Origin of the sequence: Pleomorphomonas sp. PLEO (assembly GCF_041320595.1) — a bacterium.
In the GTDB taxonomy this organism is placed as follows: Bacteria; Pseudomonadota; Alphaproteobacteria; order Rhizobiales; family Pleomorphomonadaceae; genus Pleomorphomonas.
Map to the genome: position 1 here is coordinate 3,778,746 of NZ_CP166625.1, position 25,948 is coordinate 3,804,693.

19 protein-coding genes are annotated in these 25,948 nt (G+C 60.8%); 7 read left to right on the forward strand and 12 right to left on the reverse strand.

Annotated features, from left to right (window positions below; all coding sequences use genetic code 11):
- Positions 1-33: 33 nt before the first annotated feature.
- From prfB to AB6N07_RS17615, 3 genes are all read right to left on the reverse strand, one after another.
- Positions 34-1,165 (reverse strand): peptide chain release factor 2 gene (gene prfB, locus AB6N07_RS17605; RefSeq protein ID WP_370674365.1). Its coding sequence is split into 2 segments (ribosomal slippage): positions 34-1,095 and positions 1,097-1,165, totalling 1,131 coding nucleotides; the frame shifts between segments, so codons are not numbered across the junction.
- A 243-nt stretch (positions 1,166-1,408) separates the two neighbouring features.
- A complete protein-coding gene (locus tag AB6N07_RS17610) occupies positions 1,409-3,886 on the reverse strand; it encodes a penicillin-binding protein 1A (RefSeq protein ID WP_370674366.1) in 2,478 nt (825 codons plus the stop codon).
- A gap of 227 nt (positions 3,887-4,113) precedes the next feature.
- The gene (locus AB6N07_RS17615) at positions 4,114-5,352 is read right to left on the reverse strand and encodes an N-acetylmuramoyl-L-alanine amidase (protein WP_370674367.1); all 1,239 of its coding nucleotides are present in this window, start codon (positions 5,350-5,352) and stop codon (positions 4,114-4,116) included.
- Between the two features lie 834 nt (positions 5,353-6,186).
- Between AB6N07_RS17615 and AB6N07_RS17620 the strand changes: the two genes are divergently transcribed.
- Both AB6N07_RS17620 and AB6N07_RS17625 read left to right on the forward strand, forming a co-directional pair.
- Complete coding sequence (locus AB6N07_RS17620; protein WP_370674368.1) at positions 6,187-8,856, forward strand: ribonuclease E/G; 2,670 nt, start codon at positions 6,187-6,189, stop codon at positions 8,854-8,856.
- A 95-nt stretch (positions 8,857-8,951) separates the two neighbouring features.
- Positions 8,952-9,293, forward strand: coding sequence for a gamma-glutamylcyclotransferase family protein (locus tag AB6N07_RS17625; RefSeq protein WP_370674369.1), 342 nt, complete (start codon positions 8,952-8,954; stop codon positions 9,291-9,293).
- 5 nt (positions 9,294-9,298) lie between these two features.
- On the opposite strand, the gene AB6N07_RS17630 is transcribed toward AB6N07_RS17625, so the two are convergent.
- On the reverse strand, positions 9,299-10,447 hold the full coding sequence (locus AB6N07_RS17630; RefSeq protein ID WP_370674370.1) for a pyridoxal phosphate-dependent aminotransferase: 1,149 nt from the start codon (positions 10,445-10,447) through the stop codon (positions 9,299-9,301).
- Positions 10,448-10,577: 130 nt separating this feature from the next.
- On the opposite strand from AB6N07_RS17630, the gene AB6N07_RS17635 reads away from it, so the two are divergent.
- From AB6N07_RS17635 to accC, 5 genes are all read left to right on the forward strand, one after another.
- Positions 10,578-11,951 (forward strand): M48 family metalloprotease, encoded by a 1,374-nt coding sequence (locus tag AB6N07_RS17635; protein ID WP_370674371.1) that lies wholly within the window; start codon positions 10,578-10,580, stop codon positions 11,949-11,951.
- A 35-nt stretch (positions 11,952-11,986) separates the two neighbouring features.
- On the forward strand, positions 11,987-12,751 hold the full coding sequence (locus AB6N07_RS17640) for a DsbA family protein (RefSeq protein ID WP_370674372.1): 765 nt from the start codon (positions 11,987-11,989) through the stop codon (positions 12,749-12,751).
- A gap of 157 nt (positions 12,752-12,908) precedes the next feature.
- The gene (gene aroQ, locus AB6N07_RS17645; protein WP_370674373.1) at positions 12,909-13,352 is read left to right on the forward strand and encodes a type II 3-dehydroquinate dehydratase; all 444 of its coding nucleotides are present in this window, start codon (positions 12,909-12,911) and stop codon (positions 13,350-13,352) included.
- Between the two features lie 26 nt (positions 13,353-13,378).
- Entirely contained in the window at positions 13,379-13,846 is a 468-nt protein-coding gene (gene accB, locus AB6N07_RS17650; protein WP_370674374.1) for an acetyl-CoA carboxylase biotin carboxyl carrier protein, read from the forward strand.
- Between the two features lie 8 nt (positions 13,847-13,854).
- The gene (accC, locus tag AB6N07_RS17655) at positions 13,855-15,207 is read left to right on the forward strand and encodes an acetyl-CoA carboxylase biotin carboxylase subunit (protein WP_370674375.1); all 1,353 of its coding nucleotides are present in this window, start codon (positions 13,855-13,857) and stop codon (positions 15,205-15,207) included.
- Positions 15,208-15,278: 71 nt separating this feature from the next.
- Here the strand turns inward: accC and pncB are convergent, their stop codons facing one another.
- The 8 genes from pncB to AB6N07_RS17695 form a co-directional block, all read right to left on the reverse strand.
- A complete protein-coding gene (gene pncB / locus AB6N07_RS17660) occupies positions 15,279-16,583 on the reverse strand; it encodes a nicotinate phosphoribosyltransferase (RefSeq protein WP_370674376.1) in 1,305 nt (434 codons plus the stop codon).
- 244 nt (positions 16,584-16,827) lie between these two features.
- The gene (locus tag AB6N07_RS17665; RefSeq protein ID WP_370674377.1) at positions 16,828-17,550 is read right to left on the reverse strand and encodes a TerC family protein; all 723 of its coding nucleotides are present in this window, start codon (positions 17,548-17,550) and stop codon (positions 16,828-16,830) included.
- A gap of 74 nt (positions 17,551-17,624) precedes the next feature.
- Entirely contained in the window at positions 17,625-18,359 is a 735-nt protein-coding gene (locus AB6N07_RS17670) for a phosphatidylcholine/phosphatidylserine synthase (RefSeq protein ID WP_370674378.1), read from the reverse strand.
- Between the two features lie 140 nt (positions 18,360-18,499).
- Entirely contained in the window at positions 18,500-19,240 is a 741-nt protein-coding gene (locus tag AB6N07_RS17675) for a DUF2182 domain-containing protein (RefSeq protein ID WP_370674379.1), read from the reverse strand.
- Between the two features lie 102 nt (positions 19,241-19,342).
- Positions 19,343-20,281 carry an OmpA family protein gene (locus tag AB6N07_RS17680; protein WP_370674380.1) on the reverse strand — a complete coding sequence of 313 codons (939 nt, stop codon included), beginning with the start codon at positions 20,279-20,281 and terminating at the stop codon, positions 19,343-19,345.
- 1,176 nt (positions 20,282-21,457) lie between these two features.
- Complete coding sequence (locus AB6N07_RS17685; RefSeq protein WP_370674381.1) at positions 21,458-22,369, reverse strand: lysophospholipid acyltransferase family protein; 912 nt, start codon at positions 22,367-22,369, stop codon at positions 21,458-21,460.
- A gap of 372 nt (positions 22,370-22,741) precedes the next feature.
- Positions 22,742-24,007, reverse strand: coding sequence for a TadE/TadG family type IV pilus assembly protein (locus tag AB6N07_RS17690; protein ID WP_370674382.1), 1,266 nt, complete (start codon positions 24,005-24,007; stop codon positions 22,742-22,744).
- Positions 24,008-24,162: 155 nt separating this feature from the next.
- Positions 24,163-25,848, reverse strand: a complete 1,686-nt coding sequence (locus AB6N07_RS17695; protein WP_370674383.1) for a ribonuclease J — start codon at positions 25,846-25,848, stop codon at positions 24,163-24,165.
- Positions 25,849-25,948 lie beyond the last annotated feature (100 nt).

Genomic DNA, 25,948 nt, shown 5'->3' on the forward strand with positions numbered 1-25,948 from the left:
CCCCGCCTTTTCTCGTTCGACTTAAGCGTCTGCTCAGTCGATATCCGAAATCTCGGCCGGCTGCTTGCCAAAGGCGCGTTGAGCGAGCGCCGCCTCCATAAAGGGATCGAGGTCGCCGTTGAGAACGTCCGACGGCGCGGTGCTCTCGACACCGGTCCGCAGATCCTTGACCAACTGGTAGGGCTGCAGGACGTAGGAACGGATCTGGTGCCCCCAGCCGATGTCGGTCTTGCCGGCATTCTCGGCGTTGGCCTTCTCCTCGCGCTTCTTCAGCTCAGCCTCGTAGAGGCGGGCACGTAGCATGTTCCAGGCCGTGGCGCGGTTCTTGTGTTGCGATCTCTCGGCTTGGCAGGAGACGACGATTCCCGACGGGCGGTGAGTAATGCGCACCGCCGAATCGGTGGTGTTGATGTGCTGACCGCCGGCGCCCTGAGCGCGGTAGGTGTCGATGCGGCAATCGCTCTCGTTGATCTCGATCTCAATCTTGTCGTCGACCACAGGATAGACCCAGACGGACGAAAACGATGTATGCCGTCTTGCTTGGCTGTCGAAAGGCGAAATGCGCACCAGCCTGTGAACGCCAGACTCGGTCTTTAGCCAGCCATAGGCGTTGTGGCCCTTTATGAGCACCGTCGCACTCTTGATGCCAGCCTCCTCGCCATCGTGGACTTCGAGCAGTTCGACCTTGTGGCCATGCTGCTCGGCCCAGCGCGTGTACATGCGCAGGAGCATATTGGTCCAGTCTTGGCTCTCGGTGCCACCGGCGCCCGAGTTCACCTCGATATAGGTGTCGTTGGAGTCGGCCTCGCCGGACAGCATCGATTCCACCTGCTGGCGGGCAATCTCGTCCTTGAGGCCGCGCAGGGTGTTCTCGGCGTCGGCGACAACGGTAGCGTCGTCTTCCATCTCGCCAAGTTCGATCAACTCGACGCTATCCTTGAGATCGCGATCGAGCTTGAGATACCCATTGATTCGGCTTTCGAGATCGGTCCGCTCGCGCATGATCTTTTGCGCGCGCTCAGGATCGTTCCACAGGGTCGGATCTTCGACGAAACCGTTCAGCTCGGCCATGCGCTGCTGGGAGGCATCCCAGTCAAAGATGCCTCCTCAGCAGGGCCATACCCTGCTTGATCTCGTCGACGATGGCCTCGATTTCGGCTCGCATGGACGTGAGCTCCAGTCGTAAGGTTGAGTTGTCACCGTGGCGATAGCCATCGGCGGGCACCCGTCGTCGATCACGGGCGCGGCGGACCATATGAATGGACGCTGCGGATGTAAACCCATCGGCTGCCTATTCCGCCCCGCTCCGCCGTCAAAGAACCAGCTTCGCGCGGTAGCATTATGCGCCGAGAAACACTTAGGCGACTTTCGGGTTCGCCTTCACACATGGTGGCCTAAAATCCGGCCGTCAATAGAGACCGCCGGTACCACTCACTGCTGCCTTGTCGGCCTCGGGATTAACTTGGGTGGGGACACCCCAGGCCACGCCGTCGCCACCGATCACGGAATAGACGTCGGACGGACCGGTGCCCGGCTTGAACGCCTCAATGATGGCGCTCTCGCCCTCGTAGGCGCGCATGCCGGTTTTGCGATTGATCGGGATGAGCGTCATGCCGTCGGGAACCTTGAATTCCTGTGGCGGCTGACCGACCAGCGCTTGGCCCATGAAATCGCGGAAAACCGGAGCGGCGATCAAGCCGCCGGTTGATCCATGCCCCATGGGCTTGGGCGTGTCGAAGCCGAGGAAGATTCCGACGGTCAGTTCAGGCGTGAAGCCGACGAACCAGGCGTCCTTCTCGTCATTGGTGGTACCGGTCTTGCCGGCGATGGGACGATTGAGGCTCTTGATCACGGTGGCCGTGCCGCGCTGGACGACGCCTTCCATCATCGAGGTGATCTGATAGGCGGTCATCGGGTCGAGCACCTGCTCGCGCTCATCAACCAGTTGAGGCTCGTCCTGGCCCTTCCAATCGTCGGCGTTACAGCCTTCGCAGACCCGCTGATCATGCTTGTAGACCGTCCGTCCAAAGCGATCCTGGACGCGGTCGATCAGAGTCGGCTGTACGCGGCGGCCGCCGTTGGCAATGATGGCATAGGCGTTAACGAGGCGCATCACCGTCGTCTCGCCGGCACCAAGCGACATGGCGAGCACCGGCTGCATGTTGTCGTAGATACCGAAGCGACGTGCGTATTCGGCGACGAGCGGCATGCCCATGTCCTGGGCAAGGCGCACCGTCATCAGGTTGCGCGACTGTTCGATGCCTGTGCGGAGCGTCGCCGGACCGATATAGCCACCGCCATAGTTTTGCGGCCGCCACATGCCGAGGCCCGCGCCCTGGTCGATCTCGATCGGCGCGTCCATGATCACCGAAGCCGGCGTATAGCCGTTGTCGAGCGCCGCGGAGTAAACAAAGGGCTTGAACGACGACCCCGGCTGGCGCATCGCCTGCGTCGCCCTGTTGAATTCGCTTTCCGCGAAGGAAAAACCGCCAACCATGGCGCGGACACGGCCCGTGTTGGAGTCCATGGCCACCAGCGCGCCGGAAATGGCCGGAAACTGCCGGAGCCGATAGGCCTCGAGCGTGCCGACGGCATTACCGGTCTTCTCGACATAGATCACGTCGCCAACCGAAAGCACATCCGAGGCGGCTTTCACGGGTGCACCCCGCTTCGGGCCGCTGTCCCATTTTGCCCATTTCAGCTGATCGAGAGTGATGACGCCTTCGACACGCTCGCCATTGACATTGCCGGTGGGGCCCTTCGACGGCTGAAGGCCGATCCGGGCAGCATCACCGTCAAAGCCGAGCACCACGGCAAGGTTCCATTCAGGCACGTCCGACAGTGCCGCTTCTGCGGCAAGTGGAATGCCCCAATCGCCAGTCACGTCGATCTGCTTCTTCGCTCCGCGCCAGCCATGCGCCTCATCGTAACGCAAAAGCGCACGTTGAAGGACACCGCGAGCGATCACCTGCATTTTTGGATCGAGCGTGGTGCGGACCGACAACCCGCCCTCGTAAAGCCCTTTCTCGCCGTACATCGTCAGCAAGGTCCGGCGTACCTCCTCGACAAAATAGTCGGAAGCAAACACCTTGGCCGACTGATTGCGCTCGGCGATGACAAGCGGCGCTTTCATGGCCGCGTCGCCCTCCTCGCGCGTCGCGTAACCATTGGCGACCATCTGTTGAATGACATAATTGCGGCGTTCGACCGCCGCCTGCCGGCTGCGGTAGGGATTGTAATTTTCCGGCCCCTTGGGAAGCGCGGCCAGATAGGCCACCTCCTCGAGTTTCAGGTCGGACAGCGGCTTGTCGAAATAAGCGAGCGAAGCGGCGGCGACGCCATAAGATCGGAAACCCAGATAGATCTCATTGAGATACAGTTCCAGGATCTGGTCCTTGGTATACGTCTGCTCGATCTTCAGCGTCAGCAGCGCCTCGCGCAGCTTGCGGTCGATTGTGCGCTCATTGGTGAGCAGAAAGACCTTGGCGACCTGCTGGGTAATGGTCGAGGCGCCAACCATGCGCTTCTTGGAGCCGGAGACGAGCGTGTCCAGATTTTTGACGGCCGCGCCGGCGAGACTCAGAAGGTCGATGCCGGGATGGGTGTAGAAGTCTTTGTCCTCGGCGGAAATGAACGCCTGCTTGACCCGATCGGGAATCATTTGGATCGGCAGGAACAGCCGCCGCTCGTGAGCGTATTCAGAGGCGAGTTCACCGTCGGCGGCATGGATGCGTGTAACCACCGGCGGCTGGTAATTGCGCAACTGGTTGGTGTCGGGCAGATCGGTGCTGAGGGAATGGATATAGACGGCCACGCCGCTGGCTACCACCAGGAACAGCAACGCCGTGATCGAGAAAACCCAGCCGAAAAATCTTACGAAGATCATGTCCCGTCCATCATTCCCGTCGACACCGGCCGAACCGACTTTACCACCCGCCTTGGCGGTGGGTCGAAACCCGGCACGCCTGACTGCTCGTACGTCGGCTTTTGGGGCAGCCGATACCTTAAAACGCCGCAGAATGCGAATGTTTCCGTGAGGCCGGACGTTCGCCGCTCTTTGTGGCGAAGGCGGGGCCGTGGCGTTGCTTGGCCGCAACAGTCAGCCAGCAGTGGCTATTTGCCGAGGTAGGCGTATTTCTGACCGAAGAAACGCAGTACCGCCTGCGTGGTAGCGTCGGCAACGCGCGAGCGCCATTCGTCGGAGGTCAGCAACTTTTCGTCCTGATCGTTGGAAAGGTAGCCGATCTCCACGAGCACCGAGGGAACATCATGGGCACGTAACACTTGGAATCCAGCCGATCGACGCGGATTCTTGATCATCCGCGTCGTGGACGCAAGATCGCCGACCAGCCCGTTGGCAAATGCGGCGGAGAAGTTGCGCGTTTCCCGCCGGGTGAGATCGACCAGAATGTCGGTCACGCCGTCGGCTTCCTTCTGCAGGTCGAGACCGGCGATGAGGTCGGAGGCATTTTCCTTGGCAGCCAGCGCCGCCGCTTCCTGGTCGGATGCCTTGTCGGACAACGTGTAGACCGTGGCGCCTCGCACCGAACCCTCGTGCTCGGAATCGGCGTGAACCGAAAGGAACAGGTCGGCTGCGTGGTCGCGCCCGAACTGCACCCGCGAGGCGAGCGGCAGGAAGGTGTCATCGCTGCGTGTGAGCAGCACGGCCACCTTTCCAGTCTGTTCGAGGCGTTCTTGCAGCTTCATGGCAAAGGCCAGGACAATGTCCTTTTCCATGACGCCCGACGACGAGACGGTGCCGGAGTCGACACCACCGTGGCCGGGATCGATGACGATCAGCGGCTTCTCCCGTTTGCTGCGGTCGGGCGGTGGCAACTGGTCGGCCTTCTGCACCGGCGCTTCATTGGCGCTGTCACGTGCGAGCTGGCTTTTTCTCAAGTCCTCCTCGAACGCAGCGGTCGTGGTCTTGAGAAGGTCGAGTACCAGGCGGGCCGGCTGGTTTTCGACCGCGGGCAACACGAACGCCTTATCGATCTTCACCGGACCAGTGACGTCGAGCACGATGCGCGATCGCCCGGCCGCGAACTGACCGTAGCGCCAATCGGCAACGAGGCCCCGGCCGGTGGAACCAGTCCCTGGTGGCAGGTGAAAGTCGACCTCGGGCAAGTCGATGACGACGCGGTAAGGTTCGCCGAGCGTGAAGGCACTGAGGTCGACCTCACCGGAGATATCCAGCACGAAGCGGGTGCGGCTGTCATCACCAACGACGCGGCCATCGGTTGCCACAGGCGCGCCCTCGGCGAGCACGCCAGCCGTCAGGCAGACGAGCGTCATCACCGCCACCGTGACGACACGAAAAAAGACTGCAAAGCGGTTTGCGACGGTCGTCAAATGATCGCTCCCACGATCCCATGATCGGCCCAAACTGCCACAGACGGACAGGATGGCAACTCCCCTCTCCGGACGAGATGTCTCCCCCCGGATCGGAGGCCATTCACCCGACAGTAACTAAGCGCATTTGGTTAAACATTCCTGCGTCACGCTGCATTTAATGGGAGACGCTTCACATTGCGAGGAATTGATCGACGGCCTATTTGATCACCTTGCATATGTGACTTCACGCAAGTAATAAGAGATCGGAGCCCGAATCCTTGCTCTCGGTACTTGAGAGCGTCCAACCGATTCGCCGCCTGCTTGAAAAAGCGGTGGAATGAGATCGGTAGTCGGGGGTCTGAGAGATCAGCGTCACCGCCGGTGTGGTTTTCCGGCCGATGCGTGAAACTCAGTCCTTCGCTTGTTGCGTTCCGACCGGCGGTCTGCCGCGTTGCGGGAAGCATATGAGGACGCCCGTAGATCCACCGGAAAGTTCGGCGCTCCGGCGCGTGGCCGATGAGGTCACCCGACAGGCATTCGTCGCCGTTCCCCCGTATTGGCTTTCGCCGAGCGGGCTTTTTTTAGGAACGGCGGTGTTGAAAAGAAAGAACGTGCCGGACGTGAAAGTCGTGGGGCCACAGCAGATCTTGGAAGAGGCAGGATGGCGTCAAGCATCGGCCTTTTCCCGATTTGTGGCCTTGGTCGGTCCGGCGCCCTTCCCCATTCCCTTCCCCCTTATCTACGGCCAGTGCCGATCCTTCCAGCGCGCGACGCCCCCAGGGAGAGCTCTCCGGAGTTTTCCATCGGGATCGCGGCGGTGTGGAGATCGTATGCGGCCGGGAGTCAGTCTTTATGGCCAACAAAATGCTGATCGATGCCACCCACCCGGAGGAGACCCGGGTGGTAGTGGTGCGTGGACACCGCGTTGAGGAATTCGATTTCGAGTCGGCGACAAGGAAACAACTCAGAGGCAATATTTATCTCGCCAAGGTGACACGCGTCGAGCCGTCGCTGCAGGCTGCCTTCGTTGAGTATGGCGGCAACCGCCATGGCTTCCTTGCGTTCTCCGAAATCCATCCCGACTACTACCAGATTCCCCAGGCCGATCGTCAGGCTCTGATCGAAGCCGAAGAGGCTGAGGAGCGTGAGGAGACCGAACGCCGGGCTCGCATGCACCGCGATCGGCAAGCTCGTGCTCAGGCGGCCAAAGCGGCATCTAGGCCGGTGGAAACCGTCAGCGAGGCGCCCGCCGAAGGCGGCGAGCCGCAGCCTGCTTATGAAGACGCGTACATCGCGGCGACGCCAATTATCGAATCCGGAGACGATGAAGTTCCGGTGCCCGAGAATGGTGGGGTCATCGACATCCACGACGACCAGAGCGTCGAGACCATCAATGACGATGGCGAGGAACGCTCGAACGACGACGAAGAAGAGCACGTCGAGAGCGTCGGTGCCGAAGATGCGCTTGAGGAAGTGCCCGAGCGCCGTGTTCGTCGGGCGCGCCAGTATCGCATTCAGGAAGTGATCAAGCGGCGGCAGGTCCTGCTGGTCCAGGTCGTCAAGGAAGAGCGCGGCACCAAAGGCGCGGCGCTGACCACCTATCTCTCGCTGGCTGGCCGCTATTCGGTGCTCATGCCCAACTCCGGCCGGGGCGGTGGCATTTCCCGCAAGATCACCAACGTTCAGGATCGCAAGCGTCTCAAGGAGATCGCTCACGAACTCGACGTGCCGGAAGGCATGGGCGTCATCCTTCGGACGGCCGGCGCCGCTCGCACCAAGACCGAGATCAAGCGCGACTTCGAGTATCTCCTGCGTTTGTGGGAGAACGTGCGCGAGCTGACGCTCAGGTCCTCCGCGCCAAGCCTCGTCTATGAGGAAGGCTCGCTGGTCAAGCGTTCGATCCGCGACCTCTACAACAAGGACATCGACGAGGTCCTGGTGGCCGGCGACGATTCCTATCGCGAGGCCAAGGACTTCATGCGCATGCTCATGCCGAGCCATGCCAAGAACGTCCAGCCCTACCGCGACCCGATTCCGATCTTCGGCCGGTTCGGCGTCGAACCGCAGCTTGATGCGATGTTCTCACCGCAAGTAACGCTGAAGTCGGGTGGCTATCTGGTCATCAACCAGACGGAAGCGCTCGTCGCCATCGACGTCAACTCCGGCCGTTCGACGCGCGAGCACAATATCGAGGATACCGCGCTCGCCACCAACCTCGAAGCCGCCGAAGAGGTGGCCCGCCAACTCCGCCTGCGCGACCTTGCCGGCCTCATCGTGATCGACTTCATCGACATGGAGGAGGTCAAGAACAACAAGGCAGTGGAGCGCAAGCTCAAGGATTGCCTGAAGAACGATCGCGCTCGCATCCAGGTGGGACGCATCTCGCACTTCGGCCTGATGGAGATGAGCCGCCAACGTATCCGCACCGGCGTGCTCGAGGGCTCCACCGAGCTCTGCCCGCATTGCCTGGGCGCCGGCATCGTCCGCTCCACCGAGAGCGTGGCGCTGCACGTTCTGCGGTCACTCGAAGACCTGTTGATCAAGGGCGTGACACACCATCTGACCGTGCGTACACGATCGGCAGTGGCGCTCTACATCCTCAACCAGAAGCGCAAGCACCTTTCAGATCTCGAAGCGCGCTTCGGCCTGACCATCACCATCTCGGCCGACGAGCATCTGGGTGCTCAGCACTTTGCCGTTGAGCGCGGTGAGATCATCCTCAACCCCGCCCCGCCGCCGCCCGCGCCGACGCTGACGCCAGAGAGCGTTCAGCCCTATGACGAGGAAGTTGACGAGGAAATCGAGGACGAGGAAGACGAAGAAGGCGAGGAGAGCGAGCCGGAAAAGGCGCAAGCCTCACGCGATGAACGGGGTGGGGACGGAGATGGCCGCCGCAAGCGGCGTCGGCGTCGGCGTCGGCGGATCGAAGGTGGCGAGACCGCTGCCAACGGTGAAGGCCAGGACGCAGCCGTCGAAGGCGCCGAAGGCACCGAGCAGTTGGCGACGGAAGGCGAAGAAGACGGTACCGATGAGGAAGATGGTGAGCCGCGTGTTGAAGGCGAAAGCGAGGCCGAGCAGCGTCGTCGGTCGCGTCGACGCGGCCGTCGCGGTGGTCGCCGCCGGCATCAGCTTGACGAGGATGCTGGCTCCGAGTCGGCTGCCGTGGCGCAGGAAGGCGAGTCCGTTTCCGCCGATGCGGTGACAGCCCCCGACGAAGTGGTCGTCACCGACCAACAGTCCGTGACGGATGATGCATCCGCCGCGATTGCAAGCCCCAGCGCGGCCGACGACGAACCGGTCGAAGCACTCGCAGCAGAGGCCGAACAGGCCGAAGACGTGCCTGAGGATAGTGTGCCGGCAACGTCGCCTGTTCATCTGCCGCTCGAAAGCGTTGCCGAACTGGTCGAAAAGTCAGTGGAAGCCAACGAGCCGGTCCGCCAACCCGAACCAGAGCCGGAACCGGAACCTGAGTCCAACCATCCGAAGAAGACTGGTTGGTGGCAGCGCCGTTCGTTCTTCTGAGGATTGTTCGAAGCAAACCAATCGAGGCCGCCCCGGTAAACCTGGGCGGCCTTGTTGTATCGGGCATCGCGCCAAGAAAAAGGAAGGAGCTCGTCATGGCGGAAAGCGTGCTTTTGTTTTCCTACGGAACCTTGCAGCTCAAGTCGGTGCAACTCGCCAATTTCGGGCGGGAACTGAAAGGTCGGGCCGACGCCATGGTCGGCTGGCATCGAGCGATGGTGGAGATCACCGACCCGGACGTTCTGCGGCAGTCGGGAGAGACGCATCACCCGATCGTCTCACCAAGTGGGAATCTGGACGATGAAGTGCCCGGCGTCGTCTTCGAAATGACCCCAGACGAGCTCATCGCCGCCGATGGTTACGAGGTCGCCGACTACAAGCGCATATTGGTGACGCTGAGGTCCGGAGCGGAAGCCTGGGTCTACGTGAAGGCGTAAGTCTCCTACCTCAACCAGCCCCCGAGCCGCTCGCAGGCCTCGGCAATGGCGTCCGTGCGTCCCGCGAAGGAAAAGCGCACATAAGTTGAGCCGCGCCCGGTATCGAAGTCGAGGCCGGGTGTTGCGGCTACCCCCGCTTCATTCAGCATACGGCGGCAGAAATCGAGACTGTCGTTGGTATGGCGGCTGACGTCGGCGTAGAAATAGAAAGCGCCATCGACTGGCAGAAAGCGATCGAGACCGATCCGCGGCATACGCTCCAGGAGCAGTCGACGGCTCGCAGAATAGCCGGCCTTCACCGCTTCCAGTTCTTCACCCGCCGCGAAAGCACCGAGGGCGGCACGCTGTGACAGCTCTGACGGCGAGATGAAGAGGTTCTGAGCGAGACGCTCGACCGGCCGGACCAATTGCTCCGGAAGCACCATCCAGCCGACGCGCCAACCAGTCATGCAGAAGTATTTCGAGAAGGAGTTGACGACCACGACGTCGTCGGAGAACTCCAGCGCCGTTACCTCGTCGCCGTCATAAACCAACCCATGATAAATCTCGTCCATGACGAGGGCGATCTTCATATCGCGACAGGCGGCGACCAGCGATTTGAGGCCGTCGCGCGTCATCATGGTTCCCGAAGGATTGTTGGGGCTCGCTACGATGATTCCGGCAAGCGGTCGTTCGGCGTGCACCATCTCTATGGCGGCAGCGCTGGCCTGCCAACGCGCCTCGGCGGTGGTCGGAATTTCCACCACCTCAAGACCGAGCGCAGTCAAGATATTCCGATAGGCTGGATAACCAGGCGTCGGCAGACCGACGCGATCGCCAACATCGAACATGGCAAGGAAGGCCAAGTTGAAGGCCCCGGAGGAGCCCCCGGTGACGGCAACCCGCTCGGCCGGCACGTCGACACCATAGCGATCGGCGTAGAGGCGGGCGATGCGGGCACGCAACTCCGGAATGCCCAATGCCTCGGTATAGCCAATACGGCCGCGAGAGAGGGCTGCCTCGGCGGCGACGCGCACGGCGGTCGGCACAGGCGCTCCGGGTTCGCCAAGCTCCATATGAATAATATCCCGCCCTTCGCGCGCGAGACGGTTGGCATCCGACAGTACGTCCATGGCCAGGAAGGGCGCCACATCACTCCGCCGCGAAACCAGCATGTCCCCCTCCACGATTTTGCCTGAGATGGCCGGCAGTCTATCGCCAAGCGCTGCTGCTCGGGATTTTTCCATTGCACCGAGCCTGCGTTCTGCCCTTTATCAGGCCAAAGACACACTGACGAGACTTCCGATGGTGAATCGCGCCACGATGATCAGTTTCTACCGCGCCTCCGTTGCCGTCATCACGGCCGCGGCAATTGTCGTCTCGTCTTCAATGCCGTCGTTCGCTGCCGAGCGCGGGCGCGGAATTTCCCTGTTGCGCGACGCCGAAGCGGAGGCCCTGATTGCCGACTACACACGACCACTGTTGAAAGCAGCTGGTCTCGGCGCGGCCACCGTTCAGGTCAAGCTGGTCAATGACGATACTTTCAACGCATTCGTCGCCGACAGTCGGCATATCTTCGTCAATGCCGGTGCCATCATCGATTCCACGACGCCCAATCAACTGATCGGCGTCCTGGCGCACGAGATCGGTCATCTCGCGGCCAATCACCTCGCCCAGCTCCGGTCCGAAATCCGCAGGATGCAGATCCTGACGGCCATTGCCTTGCTAGGCGGTGTCGCGGCGGGCGTGGCAGGAGGTGGTGGCGCGGCGGCCGGCGCGGTCGCTACCGGTGGCATGCAGTTCGGCCAGCGTGGTCTGCTGATGTATGCCCGCGAAAACGAAACGACCGCCGACCAGCTGGCGCTGAAGTATCTCGACCAGACGGGCCAGTCCGCCAAGGGCATGCTGGAGACATTCCAGCGTTTCGCCGGGCAACAGATGTTCATGTCCGCGCATGTCGACCCATACGTTCAAACTCACCCCATGGCCGCCGACCGTATCGCTATGATCGACGAACTGGCCCACAAGTCAAAATTCTTCGACAAGCCCGACGACCCGTCGCTCAAAGAGCGTCATGACCTCGTCCGCGCCAAGTTCGCGGCCTTCACCCGCAATGGCCAGAGCGTGCTGCGGCTCTACCCGCCATCCGACACCAGCCTTGCGGCCGATTATGCCCGCGCCATCGTCGCCTATCGCTTTTCCGATCCGAAATCCGCCTTGGCCCGTATGGACGCTTTGATCAAGCGCTCGCCGAACAATCCCTATTTCTGGGAACTCAAAGGGCAGATCCTGCTGGAAACCGGAAATCCAAGGGATGCGTTGCCTCCCCTCCGGAAAGCAGTCGCACTGGCACCGAGCGCGGGCCTTATCCGTGTTTTGCTTGGGCAGGCGCTGGTGGGTACCGGCGATGCAAAGCTGACCGACGAGGCCATCGCCGCCCTCACCAAAGGGATCGGCGACGATCCTGACCAGCCGGTCGGTTATCGCCAGCTCGCCATCGCCTATGCTCGCAAAAATAATATCCCCTTGGCCGACCTCGCATCGGCACAGGGCAGCTTTGCCTCCGGCGACATCGATACCGCCAAGAAATACGCCATTCGCGCCCAGGAAAGCCTCAAGGCAGGTTCGCCGGCTTGGCTGCGCGCCGACGACATCATCACCTACAAGAGACCGAATTGACCCGACATCTCCCGACAGGGACAAGGAGCAGCCGCATGTTTGCCCATTGCCGAAAATTCCTGATGGCGACGCTTGTCGCCGCGACGCTCCTGCCATCCACCGCCTACGCCGAGGATTTCACCGCCAGCCAGAAGGCGGCGATCGGCGATGTCGTCAAGGCATACCTGATGGACCATCCGGAGGTGATTGCCGACGCGTTGCAAGCGCTCGACGCCCGCAACAAGATGGCCGAGGAGCAGGGACGGACCGATGCCATCCAGGCGAACCGAGAGGCCATCTTCTCCTCGCCCTACCAGGCAGTCCTCGGAGATCCCAACGCCAAGATCGCGCTGGTCGAGTTCTTCGACTACAACTGCGGCTATTGCAAAAAAGCCCTTTCCGATACCCGCGCCATTCTCGACAAGGAGAAAGACGTCAAGATCATCCTCAAGGAGTTTCCCATCCTGAGCGAAGGATCCGTCGAGGCGGCAAAGGTAGCAGCCGCCGTTAATATCCTTGACCCCAAGGCCTATGAGGCTTTCCACTTCGACTTGCTGGGCTCCCGTGGCCAAGCCGATGGCGACCGTGCCCTCGCGGCGGCGGCCAAGGCCGGCCTCGACGAGGCAAAGGTGAAGGAAACCGCTGCCAAGCCGGAAGTGGCAGCGGCGATCAGCCAATCCTACGACCTTGCACACAAGCTCAATATCAACGGCACGCCCGCCTATATCATCGGTGATGAACTGGTTTATGGAGCCGTCGGCTTTTCCGAACTCAATAGCAAGATTGAGGCGATGCGCGCTTGCGGCAAGACGACCTGCTGATCGTTGGTCGGAACCGCGAACAAGATGGGTTCCCACGGACGGGGATGAATTGGCGCGGCCTCTTTTTTTCGGCGCGGCATATGCCTATAAGGAAGCCGGTCGCTGCCCTGTAAGGGTTGCGGCAGCTTCTGCACCGACCTGAAAGGGAACCGACCGATTGCCCATTGAAGTGTTCATCCTCAACGGACCGAACCTCAATCTTCTCGGAACACGAGAACCGGGCATCTACGGATCGCTCACTCTTGCCGATATCGAGGCGAACTGCCGCGAAAAGGCCGATGCACTGGGATTTTCAGCCGTCGAGTTCCGCCAATCCAACCATGAAGGCGTACTCGTAGACTGGATCCAGGAGGCCGGGCGGCGCGGAGCCGGCGTGGTGATGAACCCCGGCGCCTATACCCACACGTCGATCGCCCTCCACGACGCGATCAAGGGAACCGGTGTTCCCGTGATCGAAGTCCATATTTCAAACGTCCATGCCCGCGAGAGTTTTCGGCATCGGTCCTTCGTGTCGCCCGTGGCGGCCGGAGTGATCGTCGGCCTTGGCCCCCTCGGCTACACACTCGCGCTCGAAGCCCTCGCCGGTCTCCTGAAAGGGTGACCGCCGTCCCAATCCGGTGAGAACCGATGCCCCAGACCTTTGACTACGAACTGATCCGCCAGCTTGCCAACATCCTCGACGAGACCAATCTCACCGAGATCGAGGTAGAGCAGGAAAAGCTGAAGATCCGCGTGGCTCGGACGGCGGCGCCGGTAACCATTACCCAAGGTGGTGGCTGGGCCGCGCCGGCAATGGCCGCGCCCGCCCCCATAGTGGCGCCTGTCGCCGAAACGGCCAAGTCTGTCGATCCGGCGGTGAATCCTGGTGCCGTGCCCTCCCCCATGGTCGGGACCGTCTATCTGGCGCCGGAGCCTGGCTCTCGCTCATTTGTCGAAGTGGGCGATATGGTCAAAGAAGGCCAGACGGTGATGATCATCGAGGCCATGAAGCACCTCAACCACATTCCGGCCCCTCGCGCCGGTCGTGTTACCGCGGTGCTCGTCGAGAACGGCCAGCCGGTCGAATTCGGCGAACCGCTGCTGATCATCGAGTGACCAGCCCCATGTTCGAAAAGATCCTCATCGCCAACCGCGGCGAAATCGCCCTTCGGGTGCTGCGCGCCTGCAAGGAGCTTGGCATCGGTACCGTTGCCGTCCATTCGACGGCGGACGCCAACGCCATGCATGTCCGCCTCGCCGACGAGAGCGTGTGCATTGGTCCGGCACCGGTGCGCGACAGCTACCTCAATATTCCCAACATCGTCGCCGCCTGTGAAATCACTGGCGCCGAAGCAGTGCATCCGGGCTATGGCTTCCTCAGCGAGAATGCCCGCTTCGCCGACATTCTAGCCGCCCATAACATCACCTTCATCGGGCCGTCTGCCGACCATATCCGTATCATGGGCGACAAGATCGAGGCCAAGGCGACCGCCAGGCGACTTGGTATTCCTGTGGTGCCCGGCTCGGACGGCGCTGTGGAATCCGAGGAAGACGCGCTCAAGGTTGCCGCCGAAGTCGGTTATCCGGTGCTGGTCAAGGCGTCGGCGGGTGGCGGCGGCCGTGGCATGCGCGTTGCCATGAACGAGGCGGAGTTGCCGTCCGCCATGTCGGCCGCCAAGACGGAAGCGAAGAACGCCTTCGGTGACGACGCCGTCTATATTGAGAAATATCTCCTGAAGCCGCGCCACATCGAGTTGCAGGTGCTCGGCGACGGCCAGGGCAACGCCGTACATCTCGGCGAACGAGACTGTTCCCTTCAGCGTCGCCATCAGAAGGTCATGGAAGAGGCCCGCTCGCCGGCCCTCAATGATGACGAGCGTGCCAGGATCGGCAAGATCGTCGCCAACGCCATGGCGGAACTCAATTATTCGGGCGCCGGCACCATCGAGTTCCTCTATGAGAACGGCGAGTTCTATTTCATTGAGATGAACACCCGTTTGCAGGTCGAGCACCCGGTCACCGAGATGATCACCGGCATCGACCTCGTCAACGAGCAGATCAAGGTGGCTTCCGGTCAGGCACTGAGCTTCCGCCAGTCGGACGTTCACTTCAACGGCCATGCCATCGAGTGCCGCATCAACGCCGAGAACGCCGCCACCTTCGCGCCATCGCCCGGCAAGATCACGTATTGGCATCCGCCGGGAGGCCTGGGGGTCCGCGTCGATAGCGGTGTCTATCAGGGCTATACGATCCCGCCCTACTACGACAGCATGATCGGCAAGCTGATCGTTCATGGCCGAAACCGCGTCGAGTGCCTGATGCGCCTGCGCCGGTGCCTGGACGAGTTCGTGGTCGACGGTATCGACTCGACGATACCGCTCTTCAACAACATGCTGAAGAACGCCGATATCATCGACGGCGCCTATGACATCCACTGGTTGGAGAAGTGGCTCGCCACCAAGCCTTTCGAAGCTTGACCTGAACAAGCAAGAGCTGACTTATAAAGACGCCGCCCTAACGGGCGGCGTTGCCGTTTTCGGCCTGGAGATCAAACGAGCACTGGCCGCTTAATACGCCCCGCCTCGCCGAAGACTCGCAGATAGCGGGCGATCTCGGCCGGATCGCCGGTCGCTTTCTCCGGGTTGTCGGAGAGTTTCACCGCTGGCCGGCCGGCCACCTGCGTCACCTTGCAAACCAGCGATATCGCGTCGAAGTCGTCGGTGGGCTGCGGTGCGCAATCATGGAAATCATTGGTGAGGTTAGTTCCCCAGCCGAAGCTCATATGCACCCGGCCGCGGAAGTGCGTGTAGACACGCTCGATCTCCTCGACATCGAGGCCATCGGAGAAGACGATCAGCTTGTCACGCGGGTCCTGTCCCTTGGACTTCCACCAGGCAATGATCTCCTCGCCGCCGTCCACCGGATCGGCACTATCGGGGCGGAAGCCCTTCCAGTCGGCAACCCAGTCCGGCGCGTCTCGCAGGAATGAGGCGGTTCCGAAGGCGTCCGGTAGAACGACCAGCAGGTTGCCGTCGTAGAGTTCCTGCCAGTCGCACAGAACGCGATAGGGTGCGCGGCGCATTTCGTCTTCGGTATTGGCGAGCGCGGCCATGGCCATTGGCAATTCGTGGGCGTTGGTGCCGATGGCTTCAAGATCGCTCTTCATGGCCATCAGCACGTTGGAGGTACCGATGAACGCAGAACCCAGCCCTTCCTTCAATGCGTTGACGCACCAATCTTGCCAGAGGTGCGAGTGGCGGCGGCGGGTCCCGAAGTCGGCAATCTTAATGTCGGGAAAGGTGCGCAGCCGCTCAACCTTGCTCCACAGCTTGGCCTTGGCACGAGCATAGAGCACGTCGAGCTCGAAACGGCGCATGGTCTTCATCACGGAGCGCGAACGCAACTCGTTGATGATGGCCAAGGCGGGAATTTCCCACATGGTCGTGTGCGTCCACGGCCCGTGAAACTCAAGTTGATACTGGCCGTCAGCCTTGCTGAGCCTATAGGGTGGGAGTTGGAAATCGCGCAGGAAGTCGAGATACTCGGGCGCAAAGATCTGTCGCTTACCGTAGAACGTATTACCGGCGAGCCAGATCCACTCTTTCTTGCCAAGCTTCAACGACCGAGCATAATCAAGTTGGGCTCTGAGTTCACCCTCGTCGATATCATCGGCCAGGCGGATGCTGCTTGTCCGATTTATCAGCGAGAAAGTGACATCGACATCGCGATAGCGCTTCCATATCAGCTGCTGCATCAGGAACTTGTAGATGTCCGTATCGAGTAGACTGCGGACGATCGGGTCGAGCTTCCAGTTATGGTCGTGAACCCGTTTAGCGATATCGGTGGTGCTCATCGGTCCCAGTACCCGTGATGAAGCGAGGCGACCCATGAACGTCGAAAAACGCCGACGAGGCGCCACCTGACAGAGGGGTAGCCTGAAACGATCTAGATCCCAAGCGAAATCCGTACAAACACCATGTGCGAATGTCACAATTTCGGGACCATCTCTTATGATTTCACACGACAAAAGGGCGGAGGATTCCTCCACCGCCCACTTGGACCAAAAAAGGCTTTTGATCGTTCAGCCGAGTTTGGCGTCAAGCCTTGGCCTTGCGACGCCTGCGACTCGCCAGGATGTTGACCATCTCGACACCAGCCGAAAAGGCCATGGCAAAGTAGATGTAGGCACGCGGCACGTGGAACCCGACGCCATCTGCCACCAGCGAAACACCGATCAACAGCAAAAATGACAGCGCCAGCATCTTGGTGGTGGGATGGTTGTGAATGAACTTTGAGATCGGCTCGGACGCAATGAACATGATGATCATGGCGATGACGACGGCGACGATCATCACCGGCACGTGCTCGGCCATGCCGATCGCCGTGATGATGCTATCGATCGAGAAGACGATATCGATGGCGATGATTTGGGCGACCGTCGCGCCAAAGGCAGCGTGCACGACGTTGCCGCTGGCGTCTTCCTCGCCCTCTATGCCAGCGTGGATTTCGTGCGTTGCCTTGTAGAGCAAGAACAAGCCGCCAGCGAGCAGGATCAGGTCTCGCCAGGAGAAGCCATGTCCGAATAAAGAGAACACCGGCGCCGTAAGGCCGATCAACCACGACAGGGTAATCAGCAGCAGGATACGAAAGACCAGTGCCATGGAAAGGCCGAGTGCGCGGGCCTTGCGTGCGGCGTCGGTCGGCAGACGGCTGGTGAGCACCGAAATGAAGACGAGATTATCGATGCCAAGGACGATCTCCATCACCGTCAAGGTGAGAAGACTTGCCCAGGCGTTGGCATTAAAAAGAAGATCGAGCATGGAAGCGGTCATTCCCCAGATATGGCCGTCAGAACAGGACCTTATCTGGAGAGCGCCGTCAGCTTTTCAAGAAGTCAGGCGGCTTTTACACCGAAGAATTTCTCGATGAGCTGCTGTATCGCCGCCACGAACGCCAGATAAGTAGTGGAGAGTGCCAAACCGATTTCGACGCCGAGAGGTGGATTGAGCTTCCAGGCGAGCGCCGCACCGGCAAAAAGGAACCAGGCAAGGGTCACGGCCAGCGTCACCGGCCGCCACTTTTCGACGCGCACCGGGTGTACGAAGGCAATCGGGGCAAACGTCAGGATCGACAACGCGAGCGTGATGCCGATGACGGCGAACTGATTGAGATCAAAAACGAAATAGAGGAAAACAACGCCATTCCATACTACCGGAAAGCCCCGGAAGGCGTTGTTTTTCATCTTCATGCGCGTGTCGCCGTAATACATCGCGGATGTGAAGACGATGACGCCGGCAAGCGCCAAGGCTACGGGAATCGATGTGAATCCCGCCGTCGCGACGGCAAGTGCCGGAAGAAAGACGTAAGTGACGTAGTCGACCACAAAGTCGAGCGCGGCGCCGGAGAAGGTCGGCAGACGGCTTTCCACGGAGACCTTGCGGGCGATCGGCCCATCGACGCCATCAACGACGAGCGCCAATCCAAGCCACATGAAGAAGGCTGGCCAGTCGAGATTGTAGGCGGCAAACGCCGCGAGCATGGCAAGAACGATACCGCTTGCCGTAAAGGCATGCACGGCAAGGGCGATCAACGCATTCTGATGTCTGCCCACAAGCGTCAGTTCCGTCATTGCGCGCCGTTCCTCTCGTCCGATCCGACGGCCGGGCTGCGAGCCATCATGAACGGACGATACGCGTCGTCCGACGGAGTCCACAAAATCATCGCCCAAAACCTCACCGATCCTGCCGGATGGTTACATCTGGCGACAATCTACCCGATCACAAGGCCGCTCGCCAAGATGACACCGGCAAGAATGAGCAAAACCCCGAGGAAATACGTGACTTTTACGCCGCTAACGAGCTTTTCCAGCCCCATTAGCACGCCAAGCAGGGCCATGGCCGTAAGATTCATCAAACCAGCGGCAAACATGACCGCCATTATAGCCCAGCAGCAGCCAAGACAGGCGAACCCTTCCTCGACGCCAATCCGAAAAGCCGCCCCTGCCCCATCGTAAATGTCGGCACTGCGCGGGTTGCGGCAGCGAACAAGGCAGGCCCATTTCAACGGGGTGAACTGGTAAATGCCGGCGGCGATCAGGATAGAGGCCGACAATGCCACGCCGGCGGGCGCCATGTGCGGGGCCAGCGCGCCGACACGAATGAGCCAGACCTGAACGGCTGTTGCCAACAGAGAAATCACCAGCCAGACCGTCGTGTAGCCAGTGATCAGCGCAACGGCGCCAATCCCCACGTTATCGGCATAAGCGCGAAAGGTGGGAGCCGCCGTTGGCAGCATCATGGCGAACACCATGGCCACCCACATGGCGAACATCAGCATGACGCCACCAAAGCTGAGGTTCTCCCCCATTGCCGGCATAAGCGCCTTGGACATCTCACCGTCTAAAACGGCGACGGCCAGCCATAGCCAGCCGAGCGCGGCCATCACAACGACGGCGGCGACCGTCAAGCGACGGGGATGGTTGCCTAGGACTGCGACGAAGCGATGTGGCAAAGCACGATTCCGAGTAAAGGAACCTTCGGCCATATGCGAAAGCCCCGTCCAACGTGGACGGGGCTCTCTTTTAGCGGACAAAGACGCGGCGGGGCAATTGCCTCACTGCTGACCCTTGGTGGAGAGCAGCGGCGTGATGCGACGCACCATCACACGGCGATTGGCGCGTTCCGGGCCCTCGGTCTGGATCTTCAGATAGCTCTCGCCGTACCCCTGCGTGACAAGGTTCTCGGGCGGAATGCCATAGTGATCGGTCAATACATTGGCGACCGCTTCGGCACGACGATCGGACAACGACAGATTATCCACCACCGAGCCGACGGCATCCGTATAGCCCTCAACAAGGAAAACCTCGTTGGCATTGCTACGCAGAGCCGCGTCGATACCACGCGCAACAGCCTCAAGGTTGGGAACCTGATTCTGTTCCACCACCCAAGCGCCGCTTGGGAAAGTGATACTGTCGAGGTCGACGGATCTGACCCGCTCGCGCAGGTCGGGACTATAGATGACCTGATCAAGCGTGTATTCCGGCTGTACCTCGACGAGAGGCGGCGCAGTGAGGGCCTGCTCAACATAAAGCGGCGGGGCAGACCGCATTTCTACACGATAGCGATCGCGCGGTACGTCGTAAGCCGGCGGAGGCGGCAAGCGAACGACGGGCTGCCACGCCGGCTCGTCCACCGGGCCTGGGCCAAAGCTTCGGTTGTCGAACAGGACGTAGACGCCGCCATCGCGATCCTGCCGTTCGCGTCGGATCATCATGCCGTTTTCATCGTAGATGGTCCGTACCTCGCCGCCATCGCGAGTGACGACAGTCACCTCGCGGCCACCATCGCGGGTCGGGCGCTCGCTATAATCGCGACCACCGCGATCGAAACGACCGCGATCGTCATGGCGGATGACTGCCTCTTCGCCACTTTGGACGATGACGCGGCCACCCGGTTCCACCGTCACGCGAACACCGTTGTCGTCGCTGATCACCCGGCGGTCGCGCTGGATGTCTCGGATGTTCCCAGCTTTCTGGCCAACACTCTGACCCATGGCTTCCGCGGCGGCGGCACCGGGGTTCCCGACCTTCTCGATAAGCGCCGCGGAAGGTGCGTGCTTTTCAGCCGCGTCCGGCGGGGGCGGCGGCTGATCGCCGGGCTGAACCGGTGGCGGAGGCGGTGTCCCTGGCGCAGCAGCGTCGGGCGCAGGCGGTTGAGGAGCGCCTTTATCAGGTGCGCCTATCGGTGCAGGAATCGGGGGCTTAGGCTCTGCTGTCGGCTCAGGAGCGGGGGCTACTGGCTTCGACTCGGGTTTCGGAGCTGCTGTTTCATCCGGCGGCGCGGGGCGGTCAGGACGTGCATCCGGCTTCGCCGCGGGGCGTTCAGGGCGTGCCTTGGGCTCGGCGCCAGGCGCTTTGGGCCCCGATTCGAGCTTCGGAGCATCAGGTTGGGCCTCGGGGCGGACCTCAGGTTGAGGCGCGGGACTTTCAGGCTTTGCCTCTTGCTTGGGAGCAGAGGGCTCGGGCTGAGCCTCCGGACGAGGAGCCGGCGCCTCGGGACGGACCTCAGGCTGAGGCTCAGGGCGCGGTGGCTTCGCGTCCTGCTTGGGGGCAGATGGCTCGGGCTGGGCCTCAGGACGAGGTGCCGGCGCCTCGGGACGCACCTCAGGCTGAGGCTCAGGGCGCGGTGGCTTCGCGTCCTGCTTGGGAGCAGATGGCTCGGGCTGGGCCTCAGGACGAGGTGCCTCGGGACGGACCTCGGGTTGAGGCGCGGGGCGAGGCGGCTCCATCTCTTGCTTGGGAGCAGCAGGCTCGGGCTGTGCCTCTGGCTTTTTTTCCTGCGGCGGCGCCACCTTCTCAGGCGGCACGCAGCTGGCATCGCCGGGCTGGCAAGCCGGCGGGCCGGCCTGGGCTAGAACAAAGCCGCCCTCTTCGGCTTGGGCCGCGGCTTGTAAGGCGATCTGCGACAACGGTACGATCGCGCAAGCCAGCAACAGCTTTCTAAGTCGCTTCATAAAATCCTCCAGCCTTCCCTTGTGCATCCCGAGACGACAGCGGTCAGAATCGGTAGCACCTAACGGCCGCCGTGCTTCGGGCGAAGTCCGGTATAGAAACCGGCAGCAGCGGCCTTCGGTTCCGGAGTTTGCCCAGCCAATGGGGCATCAATCAGAAGAAAGGAGGCAAAAGCTTGTCAATTCAAAGATTTGACATGAATGCGAGGTGAACGGGTATTACCTTCGGGCTTCACCCCGGAGAACGGCTTCCGACCATTTGCGCGTTGCCCACATCCATTGGCCCGGTTCGTCGCGAATCCAATCCTCGAATATTGCATGCAACGTGAGTGTTCCCTCGGCCACGTCGGCATCGGGGTCGTCGGTGCGAGACAGATCTATCCTTTGGCCATCAATGCAGAAATGAACTCCTTCCGTCCGGCGACAACGTGCCACCACCAACGGAAGGCCGAGATGGCGGGCCAATGTCACGGGCAGTTTCGAAAGAGACGAGGGACCGCCGAAAAACGAAGCACGGACGCCCGTACCATCCGGAAGATCAGCCATCATGGCGATGGCTGCGCCTCCACGGGCAATGGAGCGGAGGCGCAACACCGACGTTGCACCGGCAGCGACCAGCCCCGCTGGGTAGGCCGTCTCCCGCCGCGACCGAAAATATCTTTCTGCAAGCGGGTTCTTGAGCGAACGGTAAACACCAGCGACCGGCTTTCCGACGGCCGCGCAGCCAATCGCCAGTAACTCCCAGTTGCCCTGGTGCAGCGAGCAGAACACTGCACCTCTGGCTCCAAGAGCGCGAATATCGGCAGTGAACTTGTCATTCACGACGACGCGTTCGGGTTTATCGACGATTTCCGGCAGGAGAAGTGCCTCGGCAAACGTACGGCCAAGGTTTTCCCACATTTCCGAAAGTATCGAATTCCGCTCGACCGCTGTCAATTCCGGCAGGGCAAAGGCAAGATTCCGTTCCGCCCGAAGATGGCGAGGATTGAAGCGCGCAAACCATCGCCAGAGCCGCCCCATGAACGCCGACGCGAAGTCGACGCCGAGGAGATGTAGCAAAGCAACCGCCGCGCGCAATCCCGCGTATTCGAGCCAAAAGGCTGCTTGCGTTCTGGCTTTCCGATAATCCAACGCGCCTAAGCCTCTCTAGGGACACAGCAAGAAAAGGCGGCGGCATACACGCTCACCACCTGAATCGTGCGATGAGCTGTTATCCCATTTCGCGCCTTCCCTCCACCCCATAGCCATCGCTAGAAGCAGGATGCAACGACGATCACCGATTTAGCACCCAGGCTCCGGCGTTTTTGGGCATCCTGTTCATCGTTTTCGACGGGAGGATTCGCCCGCGGCGACCGGTCACGCCGCTGCCCCGCAATGTGGTCTTCACGTTGAGAAGGCCAGCCGCACCATCCTCGGCGCCACCGGCCCGTGGGGATGGCACTGTGATACGTTATTTCGTGAATTATGAGCTCGTGCCGATCCTCGGCCACTCATGGGTCCACCTTATTGGGCGATGCGAAGTGCCGAGAGCTTGTCACCAATGGCACCGAAGGCCGTGATGATGTCGTTGGCAGTGGAGGCGTTGAAATAGTCGTCGCTGGAACTGGCACAGGATTTCAGCACGGATGCATTCCCAGAGATAACCAGAACGGTGTAGATGGTTACACCCGCTGCCTTGGCAGCCGTGCAGACCTTCGACATCCGATCGTCGACTGCAGACGAACTGGCGCTGCCGTTGCCTCCAAACCGGTTCTCAGTATTGTCGCCATCCGATAGCAGGATAATCGCATCCTGGTACTCGTAGTTAGAGTCCTTGGCCGGAGCAGCGATCGGCGAAGTCAATTGTAGTGATTGCCAAGCCCAGACCAAACCAATTGTTTGATTGGTTGACCCGTTTGAAGTCATGGCAGTCACTGCGGAGTTCAACGTTGTCCAGTTATTTGTCATTGGTGTCAGCGTGGAAAGGCAGCTACCATACTGATCGACATAAAATTTTGTCTTATAATTATTAACGTCCGGAACAGATACCGAAATGTCCAGATCCTTATTTCGGTCTGTAATGCATCCATTCCACTTCGATTTGTCTGTACCATATGGATATAGCTTGTCTCCATAATTACAAGAACTTGAGCTATAATTAATGCAAGTCCCATCCCAGTAAAGCCAAGTCGCATCCTTGTTAGATGCGCCAATGTTGACATCACGATTGAACGGAATGATGGATACATAAATGTCGCCACTGGTCGTTGACTGCGACTGTAGCTGGGCAAGCAGGTTGTTGGTGGCTGTTTTGAGAGCCGACATCTTGCCCGAGTAAGCCATGGACCCCGTATTGTCGAGAGCGAGAGCTACGCGCAATCGCTTTGACGACCAAGCCGACTTGGATGTGACGGACAGAGTCTCCGAGGCGATACCAGCGAGATTCAAAAAGGTCATGGGAACCGTTCCGCTCGCGGAAGCAGCGATGACGGCTCCGTTGGTTTGGGTGAAGGTAGCGGATACGCTTACGTTATCCGCTTTCCCCGATGGGAAGTTGACGTTGAAGAGCTGCACCGCCCGCGCATTGAGCTGGGTAGAAGTCAGCTTGGGCGCCTCCGATGACAGGGCCAGCACCGTAGCGTCGAGCGAGTGTTGCATCAGTTCGCGCGCATCCGCCAACCGCGCATAATCCACCGCTGCCCCGATACTGATCAAAAGGGGTACGAGACACCCGAGGAAGATGATCGCGACGTTGCCGTCTCGGTTCGCTAGAAAACGACGAATGCCCATGGCCCCTCCTGGACCATAGGATATCGTTGGTTCGCCTAACAACAGATTGCCGGGATCCTGACGATTTATAGCAATCTGACAATTTTTCGCGCTGTTGGCCGGGTGTTTGTGTCCGTCACGATGAGAGCCTCAGCGGCGGCGCATCGGCCTGACGGTCAATCCACTCTCAGCACTGTCACCTCGGTGATGGGTTTCTTGCCCCAGCGCTCGTTGGCGGCGGCACGGATCGAGCGGCGTACCGCTTCGGCGACCATATCTTCGTCCTTGCGGCGGTTCTTGGGGATGGACAGCAGGCAACCATCGACAGCCGCTGCCAGCACATCTTCGAAATCCGCCCCCTTGTTGTCGACCTCGGGCAGACCGAAGCAGTTGAGGCCGTATTCACCAAGAATGTCGCCGCGTCCGTTCATCAGAAGCGTGCAGACCACCACGCCCGCAAAACTCATCTTGCGGCGTTCGACCACACCCGACCCATCGGGATCGCGGACGAGGTTGCCATCCTTGACGAGGATGCCGAAGGGTACATGGCCGATCGCCTTCGGTTCGTCCCCGGGCAGAAGGCGCAACATCTCGCCATTTCGCGTGCGCGCCACGCGCGGCACGCCAGCTTCGCGCGCCAGCCTCTCATGGGCAGCCAGATGGATGGCCTCGCCATGCACAGGAACCGCCACCTTCGGTTTGACGAGATGGTAAAGCTCCATCATTTCATCGCGCCGCGGATGGCCCGAGGTATGAACCAGCGCATCACTGTCGGAAACGATCTCGACCCCTTGCTCGACAAGCTTGTTCTTGATGGCGCCGACGGCCCTCTCGTTACCGGGGATGGTGCGCGAGGAGAAGATCACCATGTCATCGCGATTGAGCGTGATATTGCGGTGATCGCCGGCAGCGATTTTTGCCAACGCGGCGCGCGCCTCACCCTGGCTACCGGTGACGATGGCTAGCACCTTGTCGGCCGGCAGATAACCATAGGACTCTTCATCGCGGAACGGCGGCAGTCCCTCGAGCATGCCGAGTTCGCCGGCAACGTCGAGTACGCGCCTGATGGCCCGGCCGACCACGACGACCTCGCGATCATTCTTGGCGGCCGCTTCGGCGATCGAACGGATCCGGCCGAGATTAGAGGCAAATATGGTGACAGCAACGCGCCTCTTTGCCCTGGCGACAACCTCGGCAAGGCCGTGGGCAACCTCGCCCTCGGAAGGACTGCGCCCGGCACGAACCGCGTTCGTGGAGTCGCAGATCATCGCGTCGACGCCCTCGACACCAATCTCGGCGAGGCGTTTCATGTCGATCGGCCGACCAACGCGCGGATCATGATCGATCTTCCAGTCGCCGGTGTGCAGCACATTGCCCATGGATGTGCGGATCAGCACCGCTGTTGGCTCGGGCAACGAATGCGACATGGCGATTAGTTCGAGGTCGAACGGACCGATGGAAAAGCGCTGCCCCTGCTGGACGACGCTGGTCGGCACACGCGGCGCGCCAGGCTCCATTTCGCGCTTTGCGGCGTGAAGGGCGGCGGCGAACGGCGTCATGTAGACCGGCGCACCGAGCCTTGGCCAGAGGTCGTAGATGGCTCCGTAGTGGTCTTCGTGGGCGTGAGTGATCAGAATACCGACGAGGTCATCCTTATAAGCCTCGATGAAGGAGATATCAGGCAGCAACAGGTCGACGCCCGGCAGGTCCGGGCCGGCAAACGATATGCCGCAGTCAACCATCAACCACTTGCGGTCGGCCTCGGGACCGAGGCCATAGAGGGCGAGATTCATGCCGATTTCGCCAACGCCGCCGAGCGGCAGGAAAATGAGCTCGTCGGCCCCGCTCTTCTTTTTCGTCACAGAGTATCTCCAGTTCGCCGACCCCTGCCGACGTGCGTTCATTCTTTTGTCTGTTGGCTCTAGGTGGACGCGAAAGGCAGCTACGTCAAGAAAACTCTCG